A 22,228-nucleotide genomic window follows, 5' to 3' on the forward strand; every position below is an offset into this window, starting at 1 on the left:
CTCCGTAATCATGACCTTAACCTGTGGTTCTCTCAATATACCCGGAGGGCATAACCTGATACAATCCATAATACCTGCAACTGTACGGGTACAGTTGTGAAATGAAAAAAAGCCGGAACGAAGCCCCAGAGGTCGGATACCCATCCCTAAGACTACTTCCAGCTCTTATCCTATTCATATTCTATCACTTACTGCTTAGTTTACTTACCTTGTGACATCGCCCGGAACGAATCGTCCGCCGCTTCCAGCGTAGTATCCACGTCTTCATCCGTATGCGCTGTTGTGAGAAACCAGGCTTCGTACTTGGATGGTGCCAGATGAATACCGCGATCCAGCATGTGACGGAAGAAGGATGCGAATGCTTCGCTATCCGTATCCTGCGCCTGTGCGTAATTCGTGATCGGATGATCACAGAAATGCGTCGAGAACGCTCCACGAATACGGTTGATCGTCAATGGTACGCCGTAGCGTTCAGCAGAGGACTGAATACCGTCCGTCAGTCTCACGGCCAGACGTTCCATCTCTTCGTACACGCCTTCCCCTTGAAGGACTTCAAGGCAGGCGATGCCTGACGAGATGGACGCTGGGTTGCCGGCCATCGTACCCGCCTGATAAGCCGGGCCGAGTGGGGCAACCTGCTCCATGATCTGCTTGCTGCCGCCGTAGGCACCGATCGGCAGACCACCGCCCATGATTTTGCCCAGCGCGGTCAAATCCGGCTGAATTGCATCATGGTTGTCCAAACCTGCATACGTTTGGGTGGAACCAAAGTGGAATCGGAATGCGGTGATAACCTCGTCATAAATGACAAGTGAGCCGTTCGCACGCGCCATGGAGCACAGCCCTTCCAAATAACCGGGCTGCGGCATGACCATGCCGAAATTACCGACAATGGGCTCGACCATGACTGCCGCCACATCGTCGCTCCAGCGCTCCAAAGCTTGGCTCAACGCGTCGAGATCATTGAATGGTACGGTAATAACCTCGCTCGCAATGTTGGTCGTAATACCTGCACTGTCTGGTATGCCCAGTGTGGAAGGACCGGAGCCTGCGGCTACAAGTACCAGATCCGAGTGACCATGGTAGCAGCCGGCAAATTTGATGATCTTGTTCCGCCCAGTATAGGCCCGTGCAACACGAATCGTCGTCATAACCGCTTCTGTACCAGAATTCACAAACCGGACCTTGTCCATGGAAGGAATTGCTTCCTTCAGCATCTTGGCCAGTTTAATTTCCAAGGCTGTTGAGGTTCCGTACAATACGCCGTTCGCAGCCGCTTCGCTGATGGCCTTGGTAATATGGGGATGGGCGTGTCCGGTAATAATAGGGCCATATGCCGCCAAATAGTCGATATACCGATTATCATCCTCATCCCAGAAATGAGCACCTTTAGCGCGTTTCATGAATACTGGAGCGCCGCCGCCCACAGCTTTAAAGGAGCGTGAAGGGCTGTTAACGCCCCCGACAATATGCTCCAGGGCTTCTTTATATAGTGCTTCGGAGTTTTCCCGTTTCATCATCAAAAACTTCCTTTCCGTTCATTAAAATAGGGTATACACATGCCAAAGGGCAGCGTTCACGGCTGCCCCTGCATACATCATTATAGCTCTTTTTGACCTGTCTTTGTTGTTGATTGTGTGGAGGCATCCTCATTACTGGTTTTACTGCCCCCTGTAAAAGAAGCTTTATCCGTCTTGGTAGACGATGCATTGTCTGGCTGTTTCGTTTCGTTCTGATCCTTATTTTGTTCCTGTGTTTGTGTGGGTGGATTATTAAATATATCCTGCACATACGTTTTCAGTTCTTCCGGATCGCGGACAGTAAGAACTGCCGCGCCGCCCACATTCTCTTCTCCGAGCATCTTCATCGGTGGAACCTGCTCGCTGCCTGCAAAGTTGCTTTGGTACCCCACATTTGCCAGCTTCCACATATCGTTAACACTGAGATTCGTGTCAATGAACGGGTTAACCTGCTCTAAAATATTCGGCAAGTTAGCGATGGAAGTCGTGGTCTGCATTTTCTGGGCTATTGCCTCCAAAAATGCGCGTTGCCGTCCTGATCGGGAGAAGTCGGACATTGCATCGTGGCGGAACCTCACATATTGAAGCGCCGTGTTGCCATCTAGATGCTGCATGCCCTTTTTCAAATCAATATCGTACTGATGTTTATCCGCATTACTTGTATAATGCATATCCTTTTCCACTTCAAAATCAATCCCGCCTACGGCATCCACCAGTTTGATAAAGCCCTGGAAATCCGTGTACACATAATATTGCACCGGGATGCCTAGCAGATCGCCAGCCGTCTTCATGGCCGTGTTGGGTCCGTGAGTAATGGCGGTATTAATTCGATTTTTTCCGTAGCCGGGAATATCCACGTACGTATCACGCAAAATAGAGAACAGGTGGATTTTTTTCTTAACGGGGTCCAGTGATACAACCATCATGCTGTCTGATCGGGGGACTTCCCCTTTCTGGATACCGCGTCCATCGACACCCATCAGCAAAATGTTGACCATATCGGTACCTTCCCACTTGGGCGGTTCTGGCGTACGAACCTGATCGACCTGCTTTACATTTTTGAAGGGGGAGTTAGCACCCTCTTTATGCAGATTATCCAGCTGATTATAAATGGATGTAAAATAGTACACGGCAAAGCCGACAATCGCGACGATTACCACGGCTAGAACCGACCATATCGTCCTTTTGGTTCTGCTTGTCATGGATGCTCTCCCTTTCGCTTTTCAGTTCATTACATTATAATTTCTTTTTGGAGCACAATCAATTTAACTATGGATTTTACAAATCCTGATTGAGAGGTATAACATGCTGGCAATTGATGTGCAGGATCTGCGCAAAACATTTAAGGTTCAAAAAAATCGCGAGGGCTTAAAAGGCGCCTTCCTTGATTTATTCGCCCGCGAATACAACGAGGTAGCCGCGGTCAAAGATATCTCCTTCCGTATTCCGCAAGGAGAAATATGCGGTTATATCGGTGAGAATGGCGCCGGAAAGTCCACCACGATTAAGATGCTGACAGGCATTCTCGTGCCGACATCGGGACAACTCAAGGTGGGCGGTTATGTCCCCTATGAGGAACGTGAGAAATTTGTAGGCAACATTGGTGTTGTTTTCGGTCAGCGCAGCCAACTTTGGTGGGACATCGGTGTGATCGAGTCTTTTCAACTACTGCGGAAAGTATATCAGGTTCCGGCTACGGACTTCAAACGCAGGCTGGATGAGCTGGTGGAGAGACTGCAATTGCAGGATCTGCTAAGCCGTCCGGTACGCAAGCTTAGTCTCGGGCAAAGGATGCGCTGTGAGTTGGTAGCAGCCTTGCTGCACAATCCGTCCATTGTTTTTCTGGACGAGCCTACCATTGGGCTCGATATTATGGTGAAGTCCGAAATTCGCGAGTTTCTGAAGGACATGAACCGGGATTACGGTACGACTATTTTGCTGACGACCCATGATTTGCAGGATATTGAAGCGCTGTGCTCGCGCGTCATTATGCTGGATGATGGGAATATCATTTATGATGGTGGTCTTGAGGATCTGAAGGCGCGTTGGGGTACAGGTCGAGAAGTACGGTTCCAGTTCGGCACATCGACCCAATTGGAGCAATTACAGGCATGGACTGCTGATATGCCATTGGCTTGGACGGTGGATAATGATTTGGCTGCCAAGGTATGGATTCCTCTTCATATTAATGTATCGGATGTGCTCGCTTGCGTAGTCGGTCGCACGGACATTACGGATATCAAAATCATTGAAACCAACACGGATGATATCGTCCGCAGTATCTATCAGTCTGGCTCGGCTGAACGCCAGGGCAATCCGGTAGTGGAGGCCAAAGTTCATGCTTAGCGTATACACCGATTTTATTCGTATCCGATTTCTCACGATGCTGGCTTATCGTGTGAACTATTATTCAGGAATCCTTATTTATTGCATGAATATTGGCGTGTATTATTTCACATACAAAGCGATATATGGCGATGCGGGTAGCATTGGAGGCTTTACCGCTGCTCAGATGACGACGTATGTAGCAGTATCGTGGATGGCGAGAGCCTTTTATTTTAACAATTTGGATCGTGAGATCTCGACGGATATACGTGATGGAAGCATTGCAATTCAGATGATCCGACCTTATAACTATGTACTTGTAAAATTTATGCAAGGACTCGGCGAGGGAATGTTCCGTTTTCTGTTGTTTATGATTCCAGGCATGGCGATTGCGATGCTGCTATTTCCGGTGAAGCTTCCCACGGATCCGGTAGCCTGGGTTGGTTTTCTGGTCATGCTGTTTTTTAGCTTTATGATCAACACTCAGATTAATATTATTACGGGATTAACGGCCTTTTTTATCGAAAATAATGAGGGCATGATGCGTATGAAGCGCGTAGTTGTAGATCTGTTTTCTGGGTTGATTTTGCCAATCAGTTTGTTTCCAGGCTGGCTGGCGACGATCGCCCAATGGATGCCGTTTCAGGCGATTACCTATTTGCCGGGTTCTGTATTTACGGGACGTGTAAAAGGCGTTGGCATCTGGAATGTACTGGGTATCCAAATCATTTGGCTGGTCGTTCTGCTCGTGCCGATGATCATCATTTGGCGACTGGCGCGCAGACGTCTGTTCGTACAGGGAGGGTAAGCCGATGATGTACTATTTGGGTCTCATTAGCGAATATTTAAAAAATTACATGAAGTCACGGCTCACCTATCGGGCCGACTTTTGGGTAGAAGTGATTTCAGATCTGCTGTTTCAGGCCACGAATCTTATTTTTATCCTGGTTATTTTTATGCACACAGATAGTTTGGGTGGCTGGAGTGAAAATGAAGTCGTGTTCGTTTATGGATTTTTTATGGTTCCTTACGGACTATTCAGCTGTTTCGTCAACCTTTGGAACTTTAGCGAGCGTTATATTGTAAAAGGTGAACTCGACCGGGTAATGACCCGTCCTGCGTATAATCTGTTCCAGATTTTCCTTGAAAATGTGGACCCGCCCGCACTGGTCGGCTCAGTGATCGGTCTGATTATTATGGGGATCAGCGGGGCACAGATGGACTTGGCTATGGAGTGGTGGTTCATACCGGCGCTGATCATTTTGAGCCTAAGTGCCGTGGCGATCTATACGGGGATATACACCATATTGACTTCCCTTTCGTTTTTTTCGGATGCGCCGACAGGAATTATTCCGCTCATGTACAATATTCAGGGTTACGGACGTTATCCAGTAACGATCTATAACCGTGCTATTCAGGTTGTGCTGACTTGGATACTACCGTTTGCTTTTGTTGGCGTATATCCAGCCTCCCTGTTCCTTCACCGAGAGGACATGCGCCACATGGCGCTCTTAACTCCAGTGATGGGGATTGTCTTTCTGACCTTGGGCTTACTGGCATGGAACTGGGGAATTCGCCGCTACAGAGGGGCAGGCTCATAGGTTAGGTTATATAAGAATCCCCACAAGATAGGAGATGATGAGATGTCCGCGGCATTTACCGTTATTGGGCAAGCGGCACCGGATTTTGAATTGCCTGGCAGTGAGGGAAAGCATGTTAAGCTGTCAGATTATCGAGGCAGTAGGGTGTTGATATATTTCTATCCCAAGGATTTGACCTCTAGCTGCTCGACACAGGCTTGTGATTTTCGGGATAAACATACGGAGTTTGAAGGTTTGAATACGGTGATTCTGGGGATAAGCCCTGATCCACTAAAGCAGCATGACAAGTTTATTGCCAAGTACGGACTCCCTTTTCAGTTGTTATCTGATGAAGAGCATCAGGTCGCTGAGACGTATGGTGTATGGCAGCAAAAACAGATGTACGGCAAGCAGTACATGGGCATTGTTCGGTCTACGTTCCTTATTGATGAAAATGGTATCTTAGTTCACGAATGGCGTGGTTTAAGAGTAAAAGGGCACATTGATGCTGCGCTGGCATACATTATGGATATGGCGTAAGTGAAGAAAAAAACCTTTTGGAATCGGATTATGCTTTCTTTAAGCATCGGTTTCAAAAGGTTTTTCTAATTTTTAGATACATTCTGTCGATGCTTCCACTTTTGCTTGCAGAGATAAACACCCCATAAAACAAGCGGAATGATCAAGCCGTTTGTATAATGCCAGGTAGACATGGGATAAACAAGAGTTCTTACATAATAAAACACATTTGGGGTTATCAAAATGGTCATACCAAACACAAGCGCTCCTGCGGGGATGACAAAGGGACGGATGTTAGAAATTCGGAATAGCTGGGTTGTTCCGAAAGTAAACGCGTAAAAGAAAAGAACACCTTTGAAATAGGCAGCAAGTGCCCAGGTTAAAGTTACTAACGATTCAACTCGTGTAATATAATTGAGCTCGTTAATCTTTGTTGTGAGCGCAGAAGAAATGTATGGACTGTAATTGGTCACAAAGGGACCAACGACAAGGAGAGAGAGAAGCAGAAACACGCTAATCAGGAATCCGCCTATAAAAGAGGCGAGCAACATGTCCTTTTTAAAATGAGCTTTTTTGTTTACATAAGGAAAAACCATGAGCATAATAGACATTTCGGCAAAAGGCATAGCCACGCCTGGAACCATTCCTTTAGCAACAGGAGCTAACCCGTTTTCCAAAACAGGCCGTAAATTAGAAAGCTGAATTTGTGGCAGGAGTGCAAGGATCAGACCAGAGAAGATTAATATATATGCTGGTAATAGCATTTCGCTAACACGACCGAAAGCTTCAATTCCCATTAGCGCAGTAAGTACCATTAGGGATATTCCCATAGCGAGCAGGACACGCAGAGGGGTTTGTACAAATAACTGAGTAGTCAGGTAATCGCCTACCTCTCTAGCAATAAGAGCGGTGTTCATTAAAAAATAAAACAAATACCAGCAGGAGACAATGGTTCCGAATATAGGCCCGAAAATTTTACGGATCGCTTCAATAAGTGTAAGGCCCGGGTAGAGATCATGAACACGAATGAGCACATAAATAACAATTAAACCTAACGGTATGGACAGTATAGAGCTGATCCAGGCATCCTGATGAGCAATATGTGTAATCATAGTCGGATAAATTAAGAGCATATCCCCGATTAAACACATAAACATAAGGACAGTCACTTGCCGAACACTGATCCGTTCTTTTTTTGACATTTGTGGCTGCCTCCCTTCTAAAAGCCAAATACATGTGAAATAAAAGCGTTAACAGGGTTATAGATGGTCTCTATCAGAATCAGCGGACTTGGCGTAACCTCTAATTTGGCAGCAAGAATACTAAGCCATGTGCCTAATCCGAGCATAATGATGTACACGAACATGTCCTTAAAGCGATGCTTTCGGTACAAGCCTGGAAAATCTTTGGCAGCAATGGCGAGAGCGATACAGATAATGATAGTGGTAATCAGCATGTCGATGCTCCTTCCTTTGAGGGTGAGGCTCAACCAGATCCCAGGCTATGATTGCCTTTCGATCTTAACTTGTATACGACAAGCAGCAGTAAAGGCAGGATAACGGAATCCGTCAAATCCCAATAAATCCAAGCGTGGACGATCGTGTCCAGATAATAAGTAATGTTGGGTGCCGAGACGATAATCAGACCAAATAGGATCATAAAGCTAGGGCCCAGAAAGGTCCGTACATTGTCTAATCGCAGTAGCTGAGTCATTCCTAAGGTAAAGGCATAGAAGTGTAAAATGGTTTTAACAAAGGTAGTGATAATCCAGGCTATGCTCATCATGGATTCAACTCTCTGCAAGAAATTTCCTATGTTGATTTTTTTAGATAGCGTATAAGAGGTATACACACTATGTTCGGTTACAAAAGGGCCCAGAACCATGAGAGAAACCAAGAGTAGTACGCTTAACAGAACGCTGGCAGCAAGTCCGGATAGTAAAACGGATTTTCTTAGACCCGGTTTTTTGCTCACATAGGGAAAAATCATGAGTAAAAAAGCTAATTCTCCGAATGGATAGGATAGTGCAAATAGGCTTCCTTCCATAATCTTGGGAATACCTTGCTCGATCATAGGCTTAAGCTGCTGACTTTCACATTGGGGAAGCAAGCACAGGATTAAAAAAAAAGTGAAAGCCAAGCATAATGGAAATAAGATTTGAGCCGTACGCGCAATAGGCTCCAATCCCATATACATCCCCCACATAAGCGCAAGAATTAAGAGTAAATTGATAACAGGCAGAGGCGTCATCACATAAGTCTGGCTGTTCATAAAATCCCCGACCTCTCTTAAATAAATCGCGGAATTCATTAATAAATGGAACAAATACCATAACGAGATGAGGGAGCCTAGCCATGGCCCCAAAATTCGCTGGCAGAGTTGAATAAAGGTGAGATCAGGATATAGCTGATGTACCCGCAGAAGTAGCAGTAATACAGCCAATCCTGCTGGGATACTTAGGAATGAGCTGATCCAGGCATCCTGCTTGGATATGCTTGTAATGAGGGAGGGATACACCAATACGCAGTCTCCGATAATACTCAAAAATACGAGTACGGCTATATTTCTGATGCCGATACGCCCTTTCTCCTCCACCCAGCTCACTCCTTCATTTGTTTTTGGAATGATTCAAACAAGGAACCAATTTTTTTAATCTTCGTTTGTGCCTTATATTCAATCTGTAAGTCCATAAATGGATTTTCTTTTTGTTCTTTTAGTCTTTTCCAAAGCTCAGGTTTGGACTGGTGGATCAGCTGACCAAAGCCGAAAATGTCTGTCTTAAACTCATGCCGAACAGTCTCTACGGAATGCTTCATAATTTCTACAATTTTTTCATTGCTTGCGGCTTCAATTTCTTTAATATCAGCCATACTGTCTAGCTTCATATGCTGGCAGTTGACTTCTCGTACTGTGCTGTTGTTGGTAACTGATACTGTGATAACAGGTTCTCCATCACGAATGATTACTTTTTTTTGAGTGTCGCTACTCAAGGTTAATAGGGCAATGTTACCCCCACCCTGACAATCGGTGTGTCCCGTTGTAGACTCCACTTTATCTCTGATGTAACTGAGCCCTTTACTGTCTTGGTCATTGATCCATCCCAGCAATCGGTCTTTTTTGAATACACCATTACCCGAAAACCGCAATATGGTTCCAGGCGATATGCTTTTGGTGGCATCCATACCTTTTTCATTGGACGACTCTATATCTCCCACAGCTTCTAAAGCGGGTAGAGTGGACTGGATGTCGGGATTAACCAGATTGCTAAGAAGTTGATCCATGGTTACTTTGGTGGCAGGAGCCCAGGTTTTGGTTAAGGTATCTAACGAAGCAAATAATTTATTTGCCGGCAACTTTTCCAATGGAGTGGGGATCTTTAACATCGTAGAAGCCTTGTTATTCTTGGCTATCGCAATATAAAAGTCACTTCTTGTAAAAGGCTCTCGCATCATGGCTTCAATCGCATCAGCAATTCCTTTTCTCGCATACTCCTCACCTAAAATCAGCATACGAATATGAGATAAATAAATGGAGCGCGGACTTGTATTCGTCATTTTTTGAATGGCCTCTTGAATCGTGGGCGCAGTGGCCTGATAAGTAACGACTGGAGAGCCTGCACTTGGTGAAGATTTGGAAGCTACAGCAGAAGGAATGACCACCTGAGCGGTTACCTGATACTGGTCTCCTTCCATATCCACCCCGATCCCAATAGCTATGCCCAGCTCATTTAATTCTTGGCGATCCCAGCAACCACCTAACAGTAATGCAATCAGGCCCCAGACAAAGAACAAATGTATGGTCTGCTTCATGGTTGATCCCTTCTGGTTTTTGATTTATTGCCGATCCGTCTTTTTTTCGTTTTTTGGCGGATCGTATTTTGGATAGAGATGGATTGAGGACGTTTCTTCATATGAGGCCAGGGTAAGCGAAACAGCGTATCTTTCATATCGCTTTCCACATAGGGGCCAAACGGACTCATGTAAGATACTCCAAACGATCTCAGACTGGTCAAGTGCAGCAAAACCACGATTAACCCCATCAATATTCCAAGAAGCCCAAAGGCTGCGGCTAGCATCATTAAGGCGAAGCGTATAATACGAACCGCTATCGACAGGCCGTTTTCTGGAATAACATAGCTGGAGATGGCTGTAATGGACACGATAATGACCATAGCCGCCGAGACAACCCCCGCATCCACGGCTGCTTGCCCAATGACCAGTGTGCCAACAATAGATACAGCCTGTCCGACTGTCCTCGGAATTCGGACTCCTGCTTCACGCAAAATTTCATAAGTAATTTCCATGAGCATCGCCTCGACAAAGGCTGGAAACGGTACGCCTTCCCTTTGTGCAGCGAGACTGACCAATAAGTTTGTAGGAATCATCTCTTGATGAAAGGTAGTTACCGCGATATAAACTGCCGGTGCAAGCAAAGCGATAAAAAAGGAAAAGAAACGCAGCAAACGCAGCAACGTGCTGATATCAGCACGTTGGTAATAATCCTCTGCCGACTGGAAAAATTGCACGAATAGCGCAGGAATCAACAGAACAAAGGGTGTCCCGTCCACCAAGATAGCAATCCGCCCCTCCAACAGGCTGGCAGCGACCGAATCCGGGCGCTCGCTGTTATAAATGGTGGGAAACGGAGTGAAGGATTCATCCTGAATTTCCTCTTCGATGTAACCCCCTTCCAAAATTCCGTCAATATCAATTCGGTCCAAACGTTCTCTCAGTTCCTGAATAACCCCTTCGTCAGCGATTCCTTTGATATACATCACGGACACATTGGTATGGGTGACTTGTCCGATCTGTCTTGTTTCCATCCACAGGCGCGGATCGCGGATTCGCCTACGAATTAGAGCGGTATTGGTACGTAAATTTTCGGTAAAAGCCTCCATTGGACCCCGTACGACACTTTGGGATTGGGGTTCGCTGACACTGCGATCCTCCCAACCGACCGCATCAATCCATATGCCCTTTGCGTATCCGTCCAGCAAAATGATAATACCGCCAGATAGCATCTGGTTGAATAAGGCGTCCATTTCGTCCACACTACCTGAGTTACCTGCAATTAAAACTTGATCCTTCAAATAGTTGAATGGTTCTACGCCCTCCGGTACATGATGTTCATTTACTCGCATCAATGAACGGAGAACGGAATCATGGAGCAATTGAGTGTTAATCAGACCATCGATATAAAACAAAGCTGCTGGCCATTTTTGCATCCATAATAGCTCTTTAATGATTACATCTCCGCTGTTTCCAAAGGAGCCTTCGATATGATTCACATTATCCTTCAAGTTAGAGGACACATGAGTAAGTGGACAACTTTTATTCTGATTTGGCATACGTAAAATCCTCCGATATTGGAGTTTGTTGGCTTAGTATGCTCTGAATATATGAATTTATGCCTTGACGATTATAGAGCGATTTTTATAAATTAGATATATAACTAATTAGATTTATATATAATGAATGAACCCTAAGTATCGGAGTTGATTAAAATGGTAGATAGGCAATACAGGAAGTTATTTGCCGCAGGTATCATTAACGGAATGGGAGACCGATTCTGTCAGATCGCTTTGTTGGCTTTAATTTATCGGCTTACCGGTTCGGGATTCAGTGTGGGTATCATGCTGGGATTGCGGGTGATTCCTTTTTTAGTCCTGTCACCTGTGGCGGGCGTGCTTATTACCCGCATATCCCGGCGTATGCTTATGATGACCACGGATCTTTTCAGAGGCTTAGCAGCCCTTGCCTTATTAAGTGTTCATAGTCCTGAGGACATTTGGATCATTTATGGAGTCAGTACCCTGCTAGCCTGCGGAGAAGCTTTGTATGCTCCTGCTCGTAAATCATCCATTCCGCTGCTTGTTCATCCCTCCGAATTATTGAAGGTGAACAGTCTTGAGCAGGTGATGAGCGGGCTGGTGCTGGTCGTTGGTGCTGCTGCCGGAGGCATCATATCTGCTCTCTTTGGACCACAAGCTGCATTTATATTGAACGCAGCAAGTTTTTTTGCCGCAGGTTTGATCGTTCGCAATATTGCATTTCCACCTGTCATGAAGGAGAAAATAAGCAGGGAGGATTCCTATCCAAACCGGAGCAGATCGCGAATGTTGGACTGTATTCGTGCATCCGTTCCTCTCCAAGTTGTTGTTGCATTTGAGTTGCTGGTTCCCATGCTCAATGGCATTGATAATGTTCTGATTAGTGTATATGCAGTGCAGGAATTCAGGCTGGGCGATGCCGGAATCGGATTGTTTTACGCCGCTTTGGGCGCGGGTCTGGTTGCCAGCTATGCAATAGGACATTTATTCAGTGGTTCTTTGTTGAAGGGAGGACTGGTATGCCTTTTGTTGGAGGGGATTTTACTTATGGGTTTAAGCGGTATTTATCACGCATGGGCGGCGGTTGCTATTTACTTCTTAATTTCGTTGGCTGGCGGGGTAGGGGCCATTTGTCTGGATACATTATTAATGCGGGAGACCCCATTGTATTTACAGGGTCCATTGTTGGGCATGCTGACGGCGTGGAGCCAAGGTACCATCGGACTGTCTATGTTTGGAGCAGGGGTGGCGATTGAAATGATGGAGCCGCGTATGTTGGGTTTGGTTGGAGGTGCGGGATTTGTGGTGATATCTATCGTGATTTCGATGTATTATGCAAGGATTCGTAGCCGTAAGGCAGCAGGAGTTTGACTACTTCAAGTCATCCTTGTTGCTGGTTTTCACCGATTTTTCAGATTTGCGTAGCGAGCTAAACAGGAAGCTTCTCCACCGGTAAATCATATACAGCAGGATTATGAACCCGACGACTCCCGCAATTCGCAGCGCATACAGCTCTACCAAATGGAAAATGGCATCCCATTGGGGACCAAATAGCTTGCCGATGCTTAGAAAGAGGATGACCCAGAATAAAGCGCCGCTGTAAGCATACAAGACAAATTTACGGAAAGAAAGAGCAATAATCCCGGCAAAATAACCGGTAAAATGCCTGACACCGGGGATAAAATATCCAAGGAAGATAAGCCAGTATCCATATCGTTGGAACCATTTTTGTGTTTTCTGAAGCTTGTCCGGCGATAACAAAACCCATTTACCGTATTTCTGAATAAAGGGGAGTCCAGCCCATCTTCCAATAAAGTAGGTAATAGTCATACCGAGGGTTGTGCCCAGAAAAGCTAGTAGCACCAGTTTACCGAAATCCAAGGTACCGGCATAGGAGAGATATCCCGCATAAGCCATTGTGGTTTCCCCGGGAAATGGTAAAGCAATAAACTCAAGCAGCAAGCCAAAAAAAAGGACGCCGTAGCCGTATTCTTCGAACAATTGCGCGATCCACTTCAGCACATCCATCGTTTACACTCCTACGAACAGATTGAGTATTTTAGAATCAATTCATTTTAACAATCTTTTCATGCCCACTCAACTCCGGTTGATTTCTTGACGTCTTGTTTTATCGTTGCGTATAATGAAACGAACAATTGAGGGAGGCACGGTAATGAATAAGCCTAATGAAATCGTTGTAGTTCTTGATTTTGGAGGACAATACAACCAGTTAATCGCAAGAAGAATTCGGGATCTCGGCGTATATAGCGAGCTCCTTCCATACAATACGCCTGCGGAGAAGCTGAGAGAGCTGGCGCCAAAAGGGATTGTTTTCTCAGGCGGACCTTCCAGCGTATATACAGACAATGCTCCTCAGGTGGATCGGGCAATTTATGATCTTGGTATCCCTATCTTTGGTATTTGTTATGGCATGCAACTGATGGCTCACCAACTGGATGGTAAGGTAGAACGTGCGGGCAAACGTGAGTATGGCAAAGCAGACGTGCAATTCAATCAGGATGCCCGCTTGGCTAAAGGATTGGATTCTCGTCAAACCGTATGGATGAGCCATGGGGATCATGTTACAGATCTGCCAACCGGCTTTACACTGGATGCAGGAACAGAGAGTGCGCCGATTGCCGCGATGAGTAACCTGGAGCGGAATCTGTATGCGGTGCAATTCCATCCAGAGGTACGTCATTCCGTTCAAGGTAACGAGATGATCAGCAACTTCCTTTATGAAGTGTGCGGTTGTGAAGGCAACTGGACCATGGAGTCGTTCATTGAAGATCAGATTCGTGAGATTCGTCAACAGGTAGGCGACAAGAAAGTATTGTGTGCCTTAAGCGGTGGCGTGGATTCTTCCGTTGTAGCGATGCTCATTCACAAAGCGATCGGTGACCAACTGACGTGTATGTTCATTGACCATGGATTGCTGCGCAAAGGTGAAGCCGAAAGTGTAATGGAAACGTTCGTTGGTAAATTTGATATGAAAGTTGTCAAAATTGACGCACGTGAGCGCTTCTTGTCCAAACTGGCAGGAGTCGATGATCCAGAACAAAAACGTAAAATCATCGGTAACGAGTTTATCTATGTGTTCGAGGAAGAATCTTCTCAATTTGACGATTTTACTTTCCTGGCACAAGGTACGCTGTATACGGATATTGTAGAGAGCGGAACAGCAACGGCACAGACCATTAAATCCCATCATAATGTGGGTGGTTTGCCAGAGAACATGAAGTTCAAGCTGATCGAGCCGTTGAATGCCCTGTTCAAGGACGAAGTGCGTAAAGTCGGCGAAGAATGTGGACTGCCAGCTGAGATTGTATGGCGTCAACCATTCCCAGGTCCGGGTCTTGCCATTCGTGTGCTGGGTGAAGTGACAGAGGACAAGCTAACGATTGTTCGTGAGTCGGATTACATTTTGCGCGAGGAGATTGCTAAAGCCGGTCTGGACCGGGAAATTTGGCAATACTTCACCGCTTTGCCGAATATGAAGAGTGTTGGGGTTATGGGCGATGCTCGTACGTATTCTTACACTGTAGGTATTCGTGCAGTAACCTCCATCGACGGTATGACCGCCGACTGGGCACGTATCCCTTGGGATGTGCTGGAGAAAATTTCGGTACGTATCGTAAACGAAGTGGATAACGTGAATCGCATCGTGTACGATATCACCTCCAAACCACCAGCAACGATTGAGTGGGAATAAACGCGGGAACTCCCGCCCTGTAATCACAAACCTTTTGAGATTCACCAATACAACATCAGGACTCCTCCGCATCGGCCGAAATATAGCTGTGCGGCAGGAGTCTTTTTTACGGTTCAAGGTCGAACATCTGCTCCCACTCCAAAATGAGAGCGGGGAAGAGAGTATTTTTATGGGTCAAAATCAAGGAACCCCAGTTATTTTCAACGGATATGAGGTTGAAAAAGAGGAGATATTATTCAATAATAATGTCTTCTTTTTTATATGACTTTATCAGCTTCAAGCTTTTTTTATGTTATCCTCCAATGGTGTCATGTTTTGATACTAATATATTTTATAATATACCTAGAATAAAGTGTTACATATCCCGTTTCATTAAACGCTGTTCTAAGGAGAATAAAGAGATGAAAAAATTATTTTTGTCGTCCTCATTTAAGGATGTTGCACCATGGTTAGTCCATTTCGCCGGTGAAAACTTGGAAGGAAAAAAAGTCACCTTCATCCCAACCGCAAGTATTCCAGAGAAAGTTAAGTTTTATGTGGAATCAGGAAAAAAAGCATTAGAGAGTTTAGGATTAGTCGTGGATGAAATCGAAATAAGCACAGCAACCTGGGATGAAATAGCGAGTAAAATTAGAGGGAATGACTATATTTATATTACCGGAGGCAACACATTTTATTTACTTCAAGAGTTAAAAAGAACCGGGGCTGACAAAATCATTGCTGAAGAAGTTAATGCAGGGAAATTGTATATAGGCGAATCTGCCGGTTCGTTGATTTTATCACCGAATATCGAATATGTTCAACTTATGGACGATGTTCAGGAGGCCCCTGCATTAGATTCCTTTGCTGCACTAGGGGTCATTGAATTCTATCCAGTCCCCCATCATACGAACATTCCGTTTAAAAAAGCGGTGGAGAACATTATTGAGGAATATGGCAGCCAATTAAATTTATATCCAATCAGCAACGCGGAAGTTATTTTGGTTGAAGGTGACAGGATAAAAGTGGAGAACACATGACTTCATTAAAAAGGTAGCACAATATAAAGAACCTTTAACTCCACATCTATCGTGGTGTTGAAGGTTCTTTTTTTATAATCCTACCTTACCATACGATTCTTTTTCCCAGTTGCAGCCGATTCCTCAATGCGGTCCAGTAGCTGGTGCAGCTTTAAGGCATGGTTGAAATCGGGAGCGAGACGGGTGTGTGTCAAAATATCCTCGGCAAAAACATAATGAGCCTTGGCTACATTCAGGGTTACCCCTTGTTTTGGGAAATCCAGGCTTGTATTAGGCTCTCTAGTTATACTTATTTGTTCAAAAGAGCCATTAGGGCCATGACTCTGCGTACTGCTTGGATCGTACACAAGTTTTTCGAGCGTTAGATTCCCAAATTGAACATGCCCAAGCGAAAGATTCTGTGTCAAACGCAAAATGCCCTTTTTCCCCTGAATCTCTATCTCAAACTTAGAATTTACTCCACCTTGAATGTGAACGGATACCGGTACTCCTTTTTCCAACAGCCCGTGAATCAAAATCTGATCGGCTGTATCCTTGGAAATGACTTCACCCGTTTCCTGAATAGTGGCTTCGTTATAGCGGGTTGATGTGATGGCCGATAGCTCGCGGAATTCGCCAACGATGTATTGCAGCGCGTCTAGGGAATGCCCGCCATTAATCGTGAGCAGATTAGCCCCATTGGCTCTATTCAGCAAATAAGCAGTGTCCTGATTTACTTGTCCTCCTTTGCCGGGAGTAGCTACTTGCATATGACAGGATATAATTTCACCAATCTCTCCGCCCTCTACGAGTTTTTTCATTGTTTGCACTTCAAGATCCTGTCGTGCCTGCAAGCCGACGGTATGATGAATGCCTGCCAATCCCGCCGCCTTGGCCATTTTAGCAGCTTCCGCAGTGTTTGCCCCCAAGGGCCATTCACAAAAAATATGCTTTCTCTCTTGAACTGCCGCCATCACCGCCTCGTAATGATGGGGAACTTTTATGCTCACCACGACCATATCCACATCCTCGGAAGCTGCGAGCTTTTTGGAATCATCAAAAGCCAGAGCCGCGCCTACTTCTTCTGCGCTTTGTCGCGCACTCTCCATACGAGAGGTACCGACGGCAGTGATATCCAGGTTTAAGTGCTTGAGCAAAGCCGGAATATGCGTTTGACTGGCCCATTTATTATTCATCGAACCTCCTACGATACCTACACGAATCTTCTTTTTGATCATGTTGCCATACCTCCTGATTTTTAAAATGAGGGTGGAAAATAGCATCCAAGGCCAATATAATACATTTAACTCATAAATAATAATGCTTGTTTATGATATAGATATCATTTTATTTGATGGGAGGTGAAGAGATGGATATTGAAAATATGCAGGCATTTGTTTCGGTGGCAGAGCTGAGAAGCCTGACAGAAGCAGCTCAAAAGTTGAATCACCTGCAATCGAATATGACGGCCAAAATAAAGAAGCTGGAGGCTCATTACGGCACAGCGTTATTTTACCGAAAGCCCCGTGGTATGGAGCTGACACCTTCAGGAGAAATCCTATATGCTCAGTTCAAGCAAATGCTGTCGCTATGGCAAGACACGGAGATGAAAATGAGACCGCAGGAGGAAAAGCTGCGCATTGGTACGATGCAGTCCATTGTTGCGGGGGAAACAACAAGGGCGCTTACGAAGGTATACGAGCTGTACCCGCAGGCCTCGGTTACATTAAAAACCGGAACCACCACGGAAATGGAGCGATTGATCCTAGACGGCGAGCTCGATATTGCTTTTGTCACAGGGTATCCCACCAACCCGTATATTCATTATCAAAAAATATGCCGTGAAGAGTTAGTGCTGGTGGGAAAAGGCATACATGAAGGTTCAGACCTCAAACAGGTGCTGCAAGGAGCCTCTATTATCATATTGTCGGATGGCTGCCTGTACCTAACGCATTTAAAGAAGATGTATCAGGACATGCAATTGACCCATGGCGAGGTTGTGGAGGTCGGTGTGTTTGATACCATGGTGGAATTTTCCTTGATGGGAATGGGAATCACCCTTATGTCTAAAAGGCTTGCGCGGCAATTCAAAGTAACATCCTATTTGCCCACTCCCCCAACTTTCGGCTACATGGATACATATTTAATATCTCGTCCAAATCACGAAATGACAGCGATTGAACATAAATTTATCGAAATCAACAATACGATCTAATAGAGTAGGGGGAATTGATTTACAGAATCACGGCATATCCGGCAGCAGTGTAGCCAGTAGCGGTTTTGAACCGATGTGCGAGCGCCCATCGACAGAAACGCGTACGTTTTATGGTGCGCTCAAGCATATTGCCGAAGGATTAATTAACCGTTACCCGGACAAGCTGATCGTCTTTTTGCCCCCCCCCTCACGGATCAAGTGATACGGTTCCTGAGCATCTGCCTAATGCCATCACAGGTCAAGTCTATAGCGCGTATGCACAGGCTGCTCAGGCTATTCGTTTAGCTTGAGCATTTTTTTGTGATTGTAGGATTTGTATATACTTGTCTCAGACTTGTTTATTTTTAGTGAGGGTGTATAATACTTGATATATCAATTGATGGGTCAAGCATTAGAAGGAGGGTTTGTCATCGAACATTGCTCTGAAAGAAGCCAGTTGTTTTATCGCATGCATCTTTTGTGTAAAGAAATGAATAACGCTTTTGAAGCACAATTAAAAACCAGTTTTACCAAGGTCGAAATTTTGTATCATATTGATCATCGTCAGGAACTAAGTCAGCTGGAGCTCCAACATCTGCTCGTTCTGGATGGTGCAGCAGTGACCCGACATCTGAGAAGGCTGGAAGAGGAAGGTCTGATTTTACGTAGTAAAAAAGAGCAGGATAAGCGTGTGACCTATATACGTTTGACCGAATTAGGGGTTCAAGAGCTGCAAGTTTTGTCAGAGCAAAGACAAGCCTTTCAGGAAAAGCTGCTATGTAAGTTTACAGATGAGGAAATTGTGGTTTTGACAGATGTGCTACAACGTATGTCTAGCAATGTAAAAAATATGTAAATGTGCGAGGAGGAAATGAATATGAAAGCCATCGTTATAGATCAGTATGGAAGCAAGGATGAATTGAAAGAAAGAGAAGTGCCTACTCCTACACCACAGGCTCACCAGGTTGTAGTCAAAGTGGCGGCTACCTCCATCAATCCAATTGACTGGAAGCTACGTGAAGGTTACTTAAAACAAATGATGGATTGGGAGTTCCCGATTATTTTAGGTCCGGTACTATTTCGGAAGTAGGCAGCGAGGTCACCGATTGGAAAGTGGGAGATGAAGTGTTTGCACGTCCGGACACCACCCGATTCGGTACTTATGCCGAGTATACCTTGGTGGATGATCATCTGCTGGCACGTAAACCCGCCTCAATTTCTTGGGAGGAAGCCGCTTCTGTACCTTTGGCGGGGTTGACTGCTTGGCAGGCGCTCTTTACACATGGTCAACTGACCAAAGGGGAAAAAGTATTAATCCACGCAGGTGCAGGTGGCGTAGGTATGTTTGCTATCCAGTTTGCCAAACAAGCCGGAGCCTATGTCATTACTACAGCCAGTGAGCGTAATCATGAATTGCTTGCTTCATTGGGAGCCGACCAAATCATTGACTATCGTACAACTCGTTTTGAGGAAGTTTTATCTGATGTGGACGTGGTGTTCGATACGATGGGCGGGGATGTTCAGAAGAACAGCTTTAAGGTAGTGAAAAAGTATACCGGACGGATCATATCCATTGTCAGCAATTTTGACGAAGAGTTGGTGAAGGAGTACAACGTAACAGCCCAAAATATATGGCTGGAGCCCAATGGACAGCAACTACAGGAAATTGCCGATCTGTTGGAGCAAAAGAAAGTAAGATCGGTAGTAGGAGCTACGTTTCCTTTTTCACAAAAAGGTTTGTATGACGCACACGCTTTAAGCGAAACCCACCACGCTGTTGGTAAAATTGCAATAACCTTCCCATAAGGACGCATACACATATACAGCACGAAAGGAATTGCACGATGAAGATTTTAGAAGATTATTTTCACTACTATGATCTATCGTTTATCTGGAAAATATACCGGACTCAGCGAATGCCTTTGATAAGTACAAAATATCTGATTCCTCTAAATGATAACCCGTCAGCTGCATAATAGCTTGCGGGTTTTCTGTTTTCCGAACAATACATATGTGTTCAATTTGTAACATTCGCTTTTTCTGTTGACAAGCAGTAGGTGAGAGCCTAAAATAACGAATGTAATAATATAGCGCATATGAATGCGAATATTACTTCAAACGAACGACAACAATACGAGTATGCTTTGCGTAGGAGGAATTACGACTCATGGAGCGTTTCTTTAAATTAAAGGAACATGGCACGAACGTCCGCACAGAGATTATTGCGGGGATTACTACTTTTATGACCATGGCTTATATTCTGGTGGTCAACAATACCTTTTTAGGTCCGACTGGAGCAGGTATGCCCAGTGAAGCTGTCTTTTTTGCGACGGCGGTAGGTGCAGGTTTGGTTACCATACTGATGGGGCTATTCGTTAATGTGCCGATCGGCATGGCGCCGGGTATGGGCTTAAATGCTTATTTTATGACTGTAGTCCTGAGTTCCAATGGCATGATTACTTGGCAAGCGGCACTTGGCGCTGTATTTATATCCGGTATCGTCTTTCTGATTTTAACCGTGACACGAGTAAGACAGATGCTGCTTGTTGCAGTTCCGGAAAATTTAAAGACAGCCATTACAGTGGGTATCGGTTTGTTTATTACGATTGTCGGCTTCAAGCTTTGTAATCTGGTTATGGTGAGCATCGTTCCAGGGACAGATGTTGGTCAACCGGTTCCGGGTCATGCTTTTAATTTGATTCTGGGAAGTCTGGTACATCAAAAGGATGCACTGCTGGCGCTAATCGGATTGCTTATTATCGCAGCACTGATGGTCGTTCGGGTCAAAGGTGCATTGCTGATTGGGATCGTAGCTACTACATTAATCGGTATTCCGATGGGAGTAACAAATCTGAGTAGCTTGACAACAGGCAACTGGATTCCTGATTTCAGTAATTTGGCTGTAGGTCAGTTAGACTTGAAAGCAGCTTTGCATATCGGTCTGTTTGATATCATTTTCATTTTCACATTTGTAGAGTTGTTTGATACGTTCGGTACCTTGGTAGGTACGGCTACACGCGCGGGTATAATGAAAGATAAGAAAAAAGGCGAGAAAATTATCGGTAAAGCAATGCTGGTGGATGCAGTTGGGGTAAGTACTGGTGCAGTATTGGGTACAAGTACGATTACAGCATTCGTAGAAAGCTCCGCAGGGGTAGAAGAAGGCGGACGTACCGGACTGACTGCTGTAACGACAGGTGTTCTGTTCTTGTTGGCCCTGTTTATTGCACCGTTGGCTCTGGTTGTGCCTTCTGCCGCTACTGCTCCAGCTCTGATTATCGTTGGGGTCCTAATGATGAGTCAGGTTCGCAATATCGACTGGGATAACTTCCTGTTGGCGTTTCCTGCATTTTTGACCATCGTGCTGATGCCTTTCACAGGTGGAATCGCGAATGGTATCTCTGCTGGTATTCTGTCTTACGTTGTGCTGGCTGTGTTTAGTAACCTATTTACCAGCAATAAAGTTAAAATTCACTGGCTCATGTGGGTGCTTGCTATTATTGTAGTGATCCGCTTTGCCTTTATGGGCTCCGAATAATCAGTACGATATAGAACACAGAACCTCTTTCCTGTTGCTTAAGGGAAGAGGTTCTTTTTTTGTAGTTAGATGCAGATAGATACAAAGGAGCTATTATATAGAAGGAAAACGAATAATAATAAAGCATTGTGACATCTTATCTAATAAATGCTTGCAAAAGGGATATGTATATGGTATATTCTAATTCCGGCCAAGAAATACAATATTGTGAGCGAGTGTTACAAAAAAAGATTTCAAAAAATGCTTGCAAAGTTGGTTCGGATATGATATGATATAAGAGTTGATGAGGCGACGAGCTGAATCAATAAGATAAGAATATTTGATCTTTGAAAACTGAACAACGAGTGAGTAAAACGATTTTGTTCGCAAAATCAAACAAGAGATATTATTATCTCGTCAGTTTCAACATGAGCTTATCGCTCTTTCTATAAACCAGCTTCGGTTGGTCTTTAATGGAGAGTTTGATCCTGGCTCAGGACGAACGCTGGCGGCGTGCCTAATACATGCAAGTCG

19 protein-coding genes, 1 rRNA gene and 1 pseudogene are annotated in these 22,228 nt (G+C 45.0%); 12 read left to right on the plus strand and 9 right to left on the minus strand.

All coding sequences use genetic code 11. The annotated features are described in order from the left end of the window. Positions 1-200 precede the first annotated feature (200 nt). A complete protein-coding gene (locus tag G9G54_RS17455) occupies positions 201-1,517 on the minus strand; it encodes a glutamate-1-semialdehyde 2,1-aminomutase (RefSeq protein ID WP_274597349.1) in 1,317 nt (438 codons plus the stop codon). Positions 1,518-1,600: 83 nt separating this feature from the next. After that, positions 1,601-2,722 (minus strand): LCP family protein, encoded by a 1,122-nt coding sequence (locus G9G54_RS17460; protein ID WP_165179011.1) that lies wholly within the window; start codon positions 2,720-2,722, stop codon positions 1,601-1,603. A gap of 103 nt (positions 2,723-2,825) precedes the next feature. Between G9G54_RS17460 and G9G54_RS17465 the strand changes: the two genes are divergently transcribed. The 4 genes from G9G54_RS17465 to bcp are packed head-to-tail and all read left to right on the plus strand — an operon-like array spanning position 2,826 to position 5,965. Further along, positions 2,826-3,866: an ABC transporter ATP-binding protein gene (locus G9G54_RS17465; protein ID WP_165179012.1), complete on the plus strand. Its 1,041-nt coding sequence runs from the start codon at positions 2,826-2,828 to the stop codon at positions 3,864-3,866. Further along, on the plus strand, positions 3,859-4,653 hold the full coding sequence (locus tag G9G54_RS17470; protein WP_053324641.1) for an ABC transporter permease: 795 nt from the start codon (positions 3,859-3,861) through the stop codon (positions 4,651-4,653). Before G9G54_RS17465 ends, G9G54_RS17470 begins: the two co-directional genes overlap by 8 nt. A gap of 4 nt (positions 4,654-4,657) precedes the next feature. Further along, positions 4,658-5,446 carry an ABC transporter permease gene (locus G9G54_RS17475; RefSeq protein WP_025718032.1) on the plus strand — a complete coding sequence of 263 codons (789 nt, stop codon included), beginning with the start codon at positions 4,658-4,660 and terminating at the stop codon, positions 5,444-5,446. Between the two features lie 42 nt (positions 5,447-5,488). Next, positions 5,489-5,965, plus strand: a complete 477-nt coding sequence (gene bcp / locus G9G54_RS17480) for a thioredoxin-dependent thiol peroxidase (protein WP_165179013.1) — start codon at positions 5,489-5,491, stop codon at positions 5,963-5,965. Positions 5,966-6,030: 65 nt separating this feature from the next. On the opposite strand, the gene G9G54_RS17485 is transcribed toward bcp, so the two are convergent. Genes G9G54_RS17485 through G9G54_RS17505 form a run of 5 tightly spaced genes read right to left on the minus strand, consistent with a single transcriptional unit; the run spans position 6,031 to position 11,291 of the window. Continuing rightward, positions 6,031-7,146, minus strand: a complete 1,116-nt coding sequence (locus G9G54_RS17485; RefSeq protein WP_165179014.1) for a GerAB/ArcD/ProY family transporter — start codon at positions 7,144-7,146, stop codon at positions 6,031-6,033. Positions 7,147-7,163: 17 nt separating this feature from the next. Continuing rightward, positions 7,164-7,400 (minus strand): hypothetical protein, encoded by a 237-nt coding sequence (locus G9G54_RS17490; RefSeq protein WP_165179015.1) that lies wholly within the window; start codon positions 7,398-7,400, stop codon positions 7,164-7,166. A gap of 29 nt (positions 7,401-7,429) precedes the next feature. Further along, positions 7,430-8,539, minus strand: coding sequence for a GerAB/ArcD/ProY family transporter (locus G9G54_RS17495; protein ID WP_165179016.1), 1,110 nt, complete (start codon positions 8,537-8,539; stop codon positions 7,430-7,432). 5 nt (positions 8,540-8,544) lie between these two features. Then, positions 8,545-9,753: a Ger(x)C family spore germination protein gene (locus G9G54_RS17500; protein WP_165179017.1), complete on the minus strand. Its 1,209-nt coding sequence runs from the start codon at positions 9,751-9,753 to the stop codon at positions 8,545-8,547. Further along, positions 9,750-11,291, minus strand: a complete 1,542-nt coding sequence (locus tag G9G54_RS17505) for a spore germination protein (RefSeq protein ID WP_165179018.1) — start codon at positions 11,289-11,291, stop codon at positions 9,750-9,752. Before G9G54_RS17505 ends, G9G54_RS17500 begins: the two co-directional genes overlap by 4 nt. Positions 11,292-11,447: 156 nt before the next feature. Here G9G54_RS17505 and G9G54_RS17510 point away from each other — a divergent pair, with 156 nt between their 5' ends. After that, entirely contained in the window at positions 11,448-12,644 is a 1,197-nt protein-coding gene (locus G9G54_RS17510) for an MFS transporter (protein ID WP_165179019.1), read from the plus strand. Here the strand turns inward: G9G54_RS17510 and G9G54_RS17515 are convergent, their stop codons facing one another. Further along, positions 12,645-13,301 carry a DedA family protein gene (locus G9G54_RS17515; protein ID WP_165179020.1) on the minus strand — a complete coding sequence of 219 codons (657 nt, stop codon included), beginning with the start codon at positions 13,299-13,301 and terminating at the stop codon, positions 12,645-12,647. A gap of 145 nt (positions 13,302-13,446) precedes the next feature. On the opposite strand from G9G54_RS17515, the gene guaA reads away from it, so the two are divergent. Both guaA and G9G54_RS17525 read left to right on the plus strand, forming a co-directional pair. Continuing rightward, positions 13,447-14,985, plus strand: coding sequence for a glutamine-hydrolyzing GMP synthase (guaA, locus tag G9G54_RS17520; protein WP_013308777.1), 1,539 nt, complete (start codon positions 13,447-13,449; stop codon positions 14,983-14,985). A gap of 401 nt (positions 14,986-15,386) precedes the next feature. Then, the gene (locus G9G54_RS17525; RefSeq protein ID WP_061831557.1) at positions 15,387-16,004 is read left to right on the plus strand and encodes a peptidase E; all 618 of its coding nucleotides are present in this window, start codon (positions 15,387-15,389) and stop codon (positions 16,002-16,004) included. An 80-nt stretch (positions 16,005-16,084) separates the two neighbouring features. Here the strand turns inward: G9G54_RS17525 and G9G54_RS17530 are convergent, their stop codons facing one another. After that, positions 16,085-17,221: a Gfo/Idh/MocA family protein gene (locus G9G54_RS17530; RefSeq protein ID WP_165179021.1), complete on the minus strand. Its 1,137-nt coding sequence runs from the start codon at positions 17,219-17,221 to the stop codon at positions 16,085-16,087. 131 nt (positions 17,222-17,352) lie between these two features. Here G9G54_RS17530 and G9G54_RS17535 point away from each other — a divergent pair, with 131 nt between their 5' ends. The 5 genes and pseudogenes from G9G54_RS17535 to G9G54_RS17555 form a co-directional block, all read left to right on the plus strand. Continuing rightward, a complete protein-coding gene (locus G9G54_RS17535; protein ID WP_165179022.1) occupies positions 17,353-18,198 on the plus strand; it encodes a LysR family transcriptional regulator in 846 nt (281 codons plus the stop codon). Positions 18,199-18,562: 364 nt separating this feature from the next. Further along, positions 18,563-19,033 (plus strand): MarR family winged helix-turn-helix transcriptional regulator, encoded by a 471-nt coding sequence (locus tag G9G54_RS17540; protein ID WP_160788983.1) that lies wholly within the window; start codon positions 18,563-18,565, stop codon positions 19,031-19,033. A 21-nt stretch (positions 19,034-19,054) separates the two neighbouring features. Then, positions 19,055-19,983, plus strand: a pseudogene (locus tag G9G54_RS17545) (NADP-dependent oxidoreductase). A gap of 361 nt (positions 19,984-20,344) precedes the next feature. Beyond that, positions 20,345-21,715 carry an NCS2 family permease gene (locus tag G9G54_RS17550; protein ID WP_023987039.1) on the plus strand — a complete coding sequence of 457 codons (1,371 nt, stop codon included), beginning with the start codon at positions 20,345-20,347 and terminating at the stop codon, positions 21,713-21,715. Positions 21,716-22,164: 449 nt separating this feature from the next. Beyond that, positions 22,165-22,228: ribosomal RNA gene (locus tag G9G54_RS17555) — 16S ribosomal RNA — on the plus strand; the annotation flags it as partial.

The organism is Paenibacillus sp. EKM212P, assembly GCF_011066115.1.
Lineage (GTDB): Bacteria > Bacillota > Bacilli > Paenibacillales > Paenibacillaceae > Paenibacillus > Paenibacillus polymyxa_B.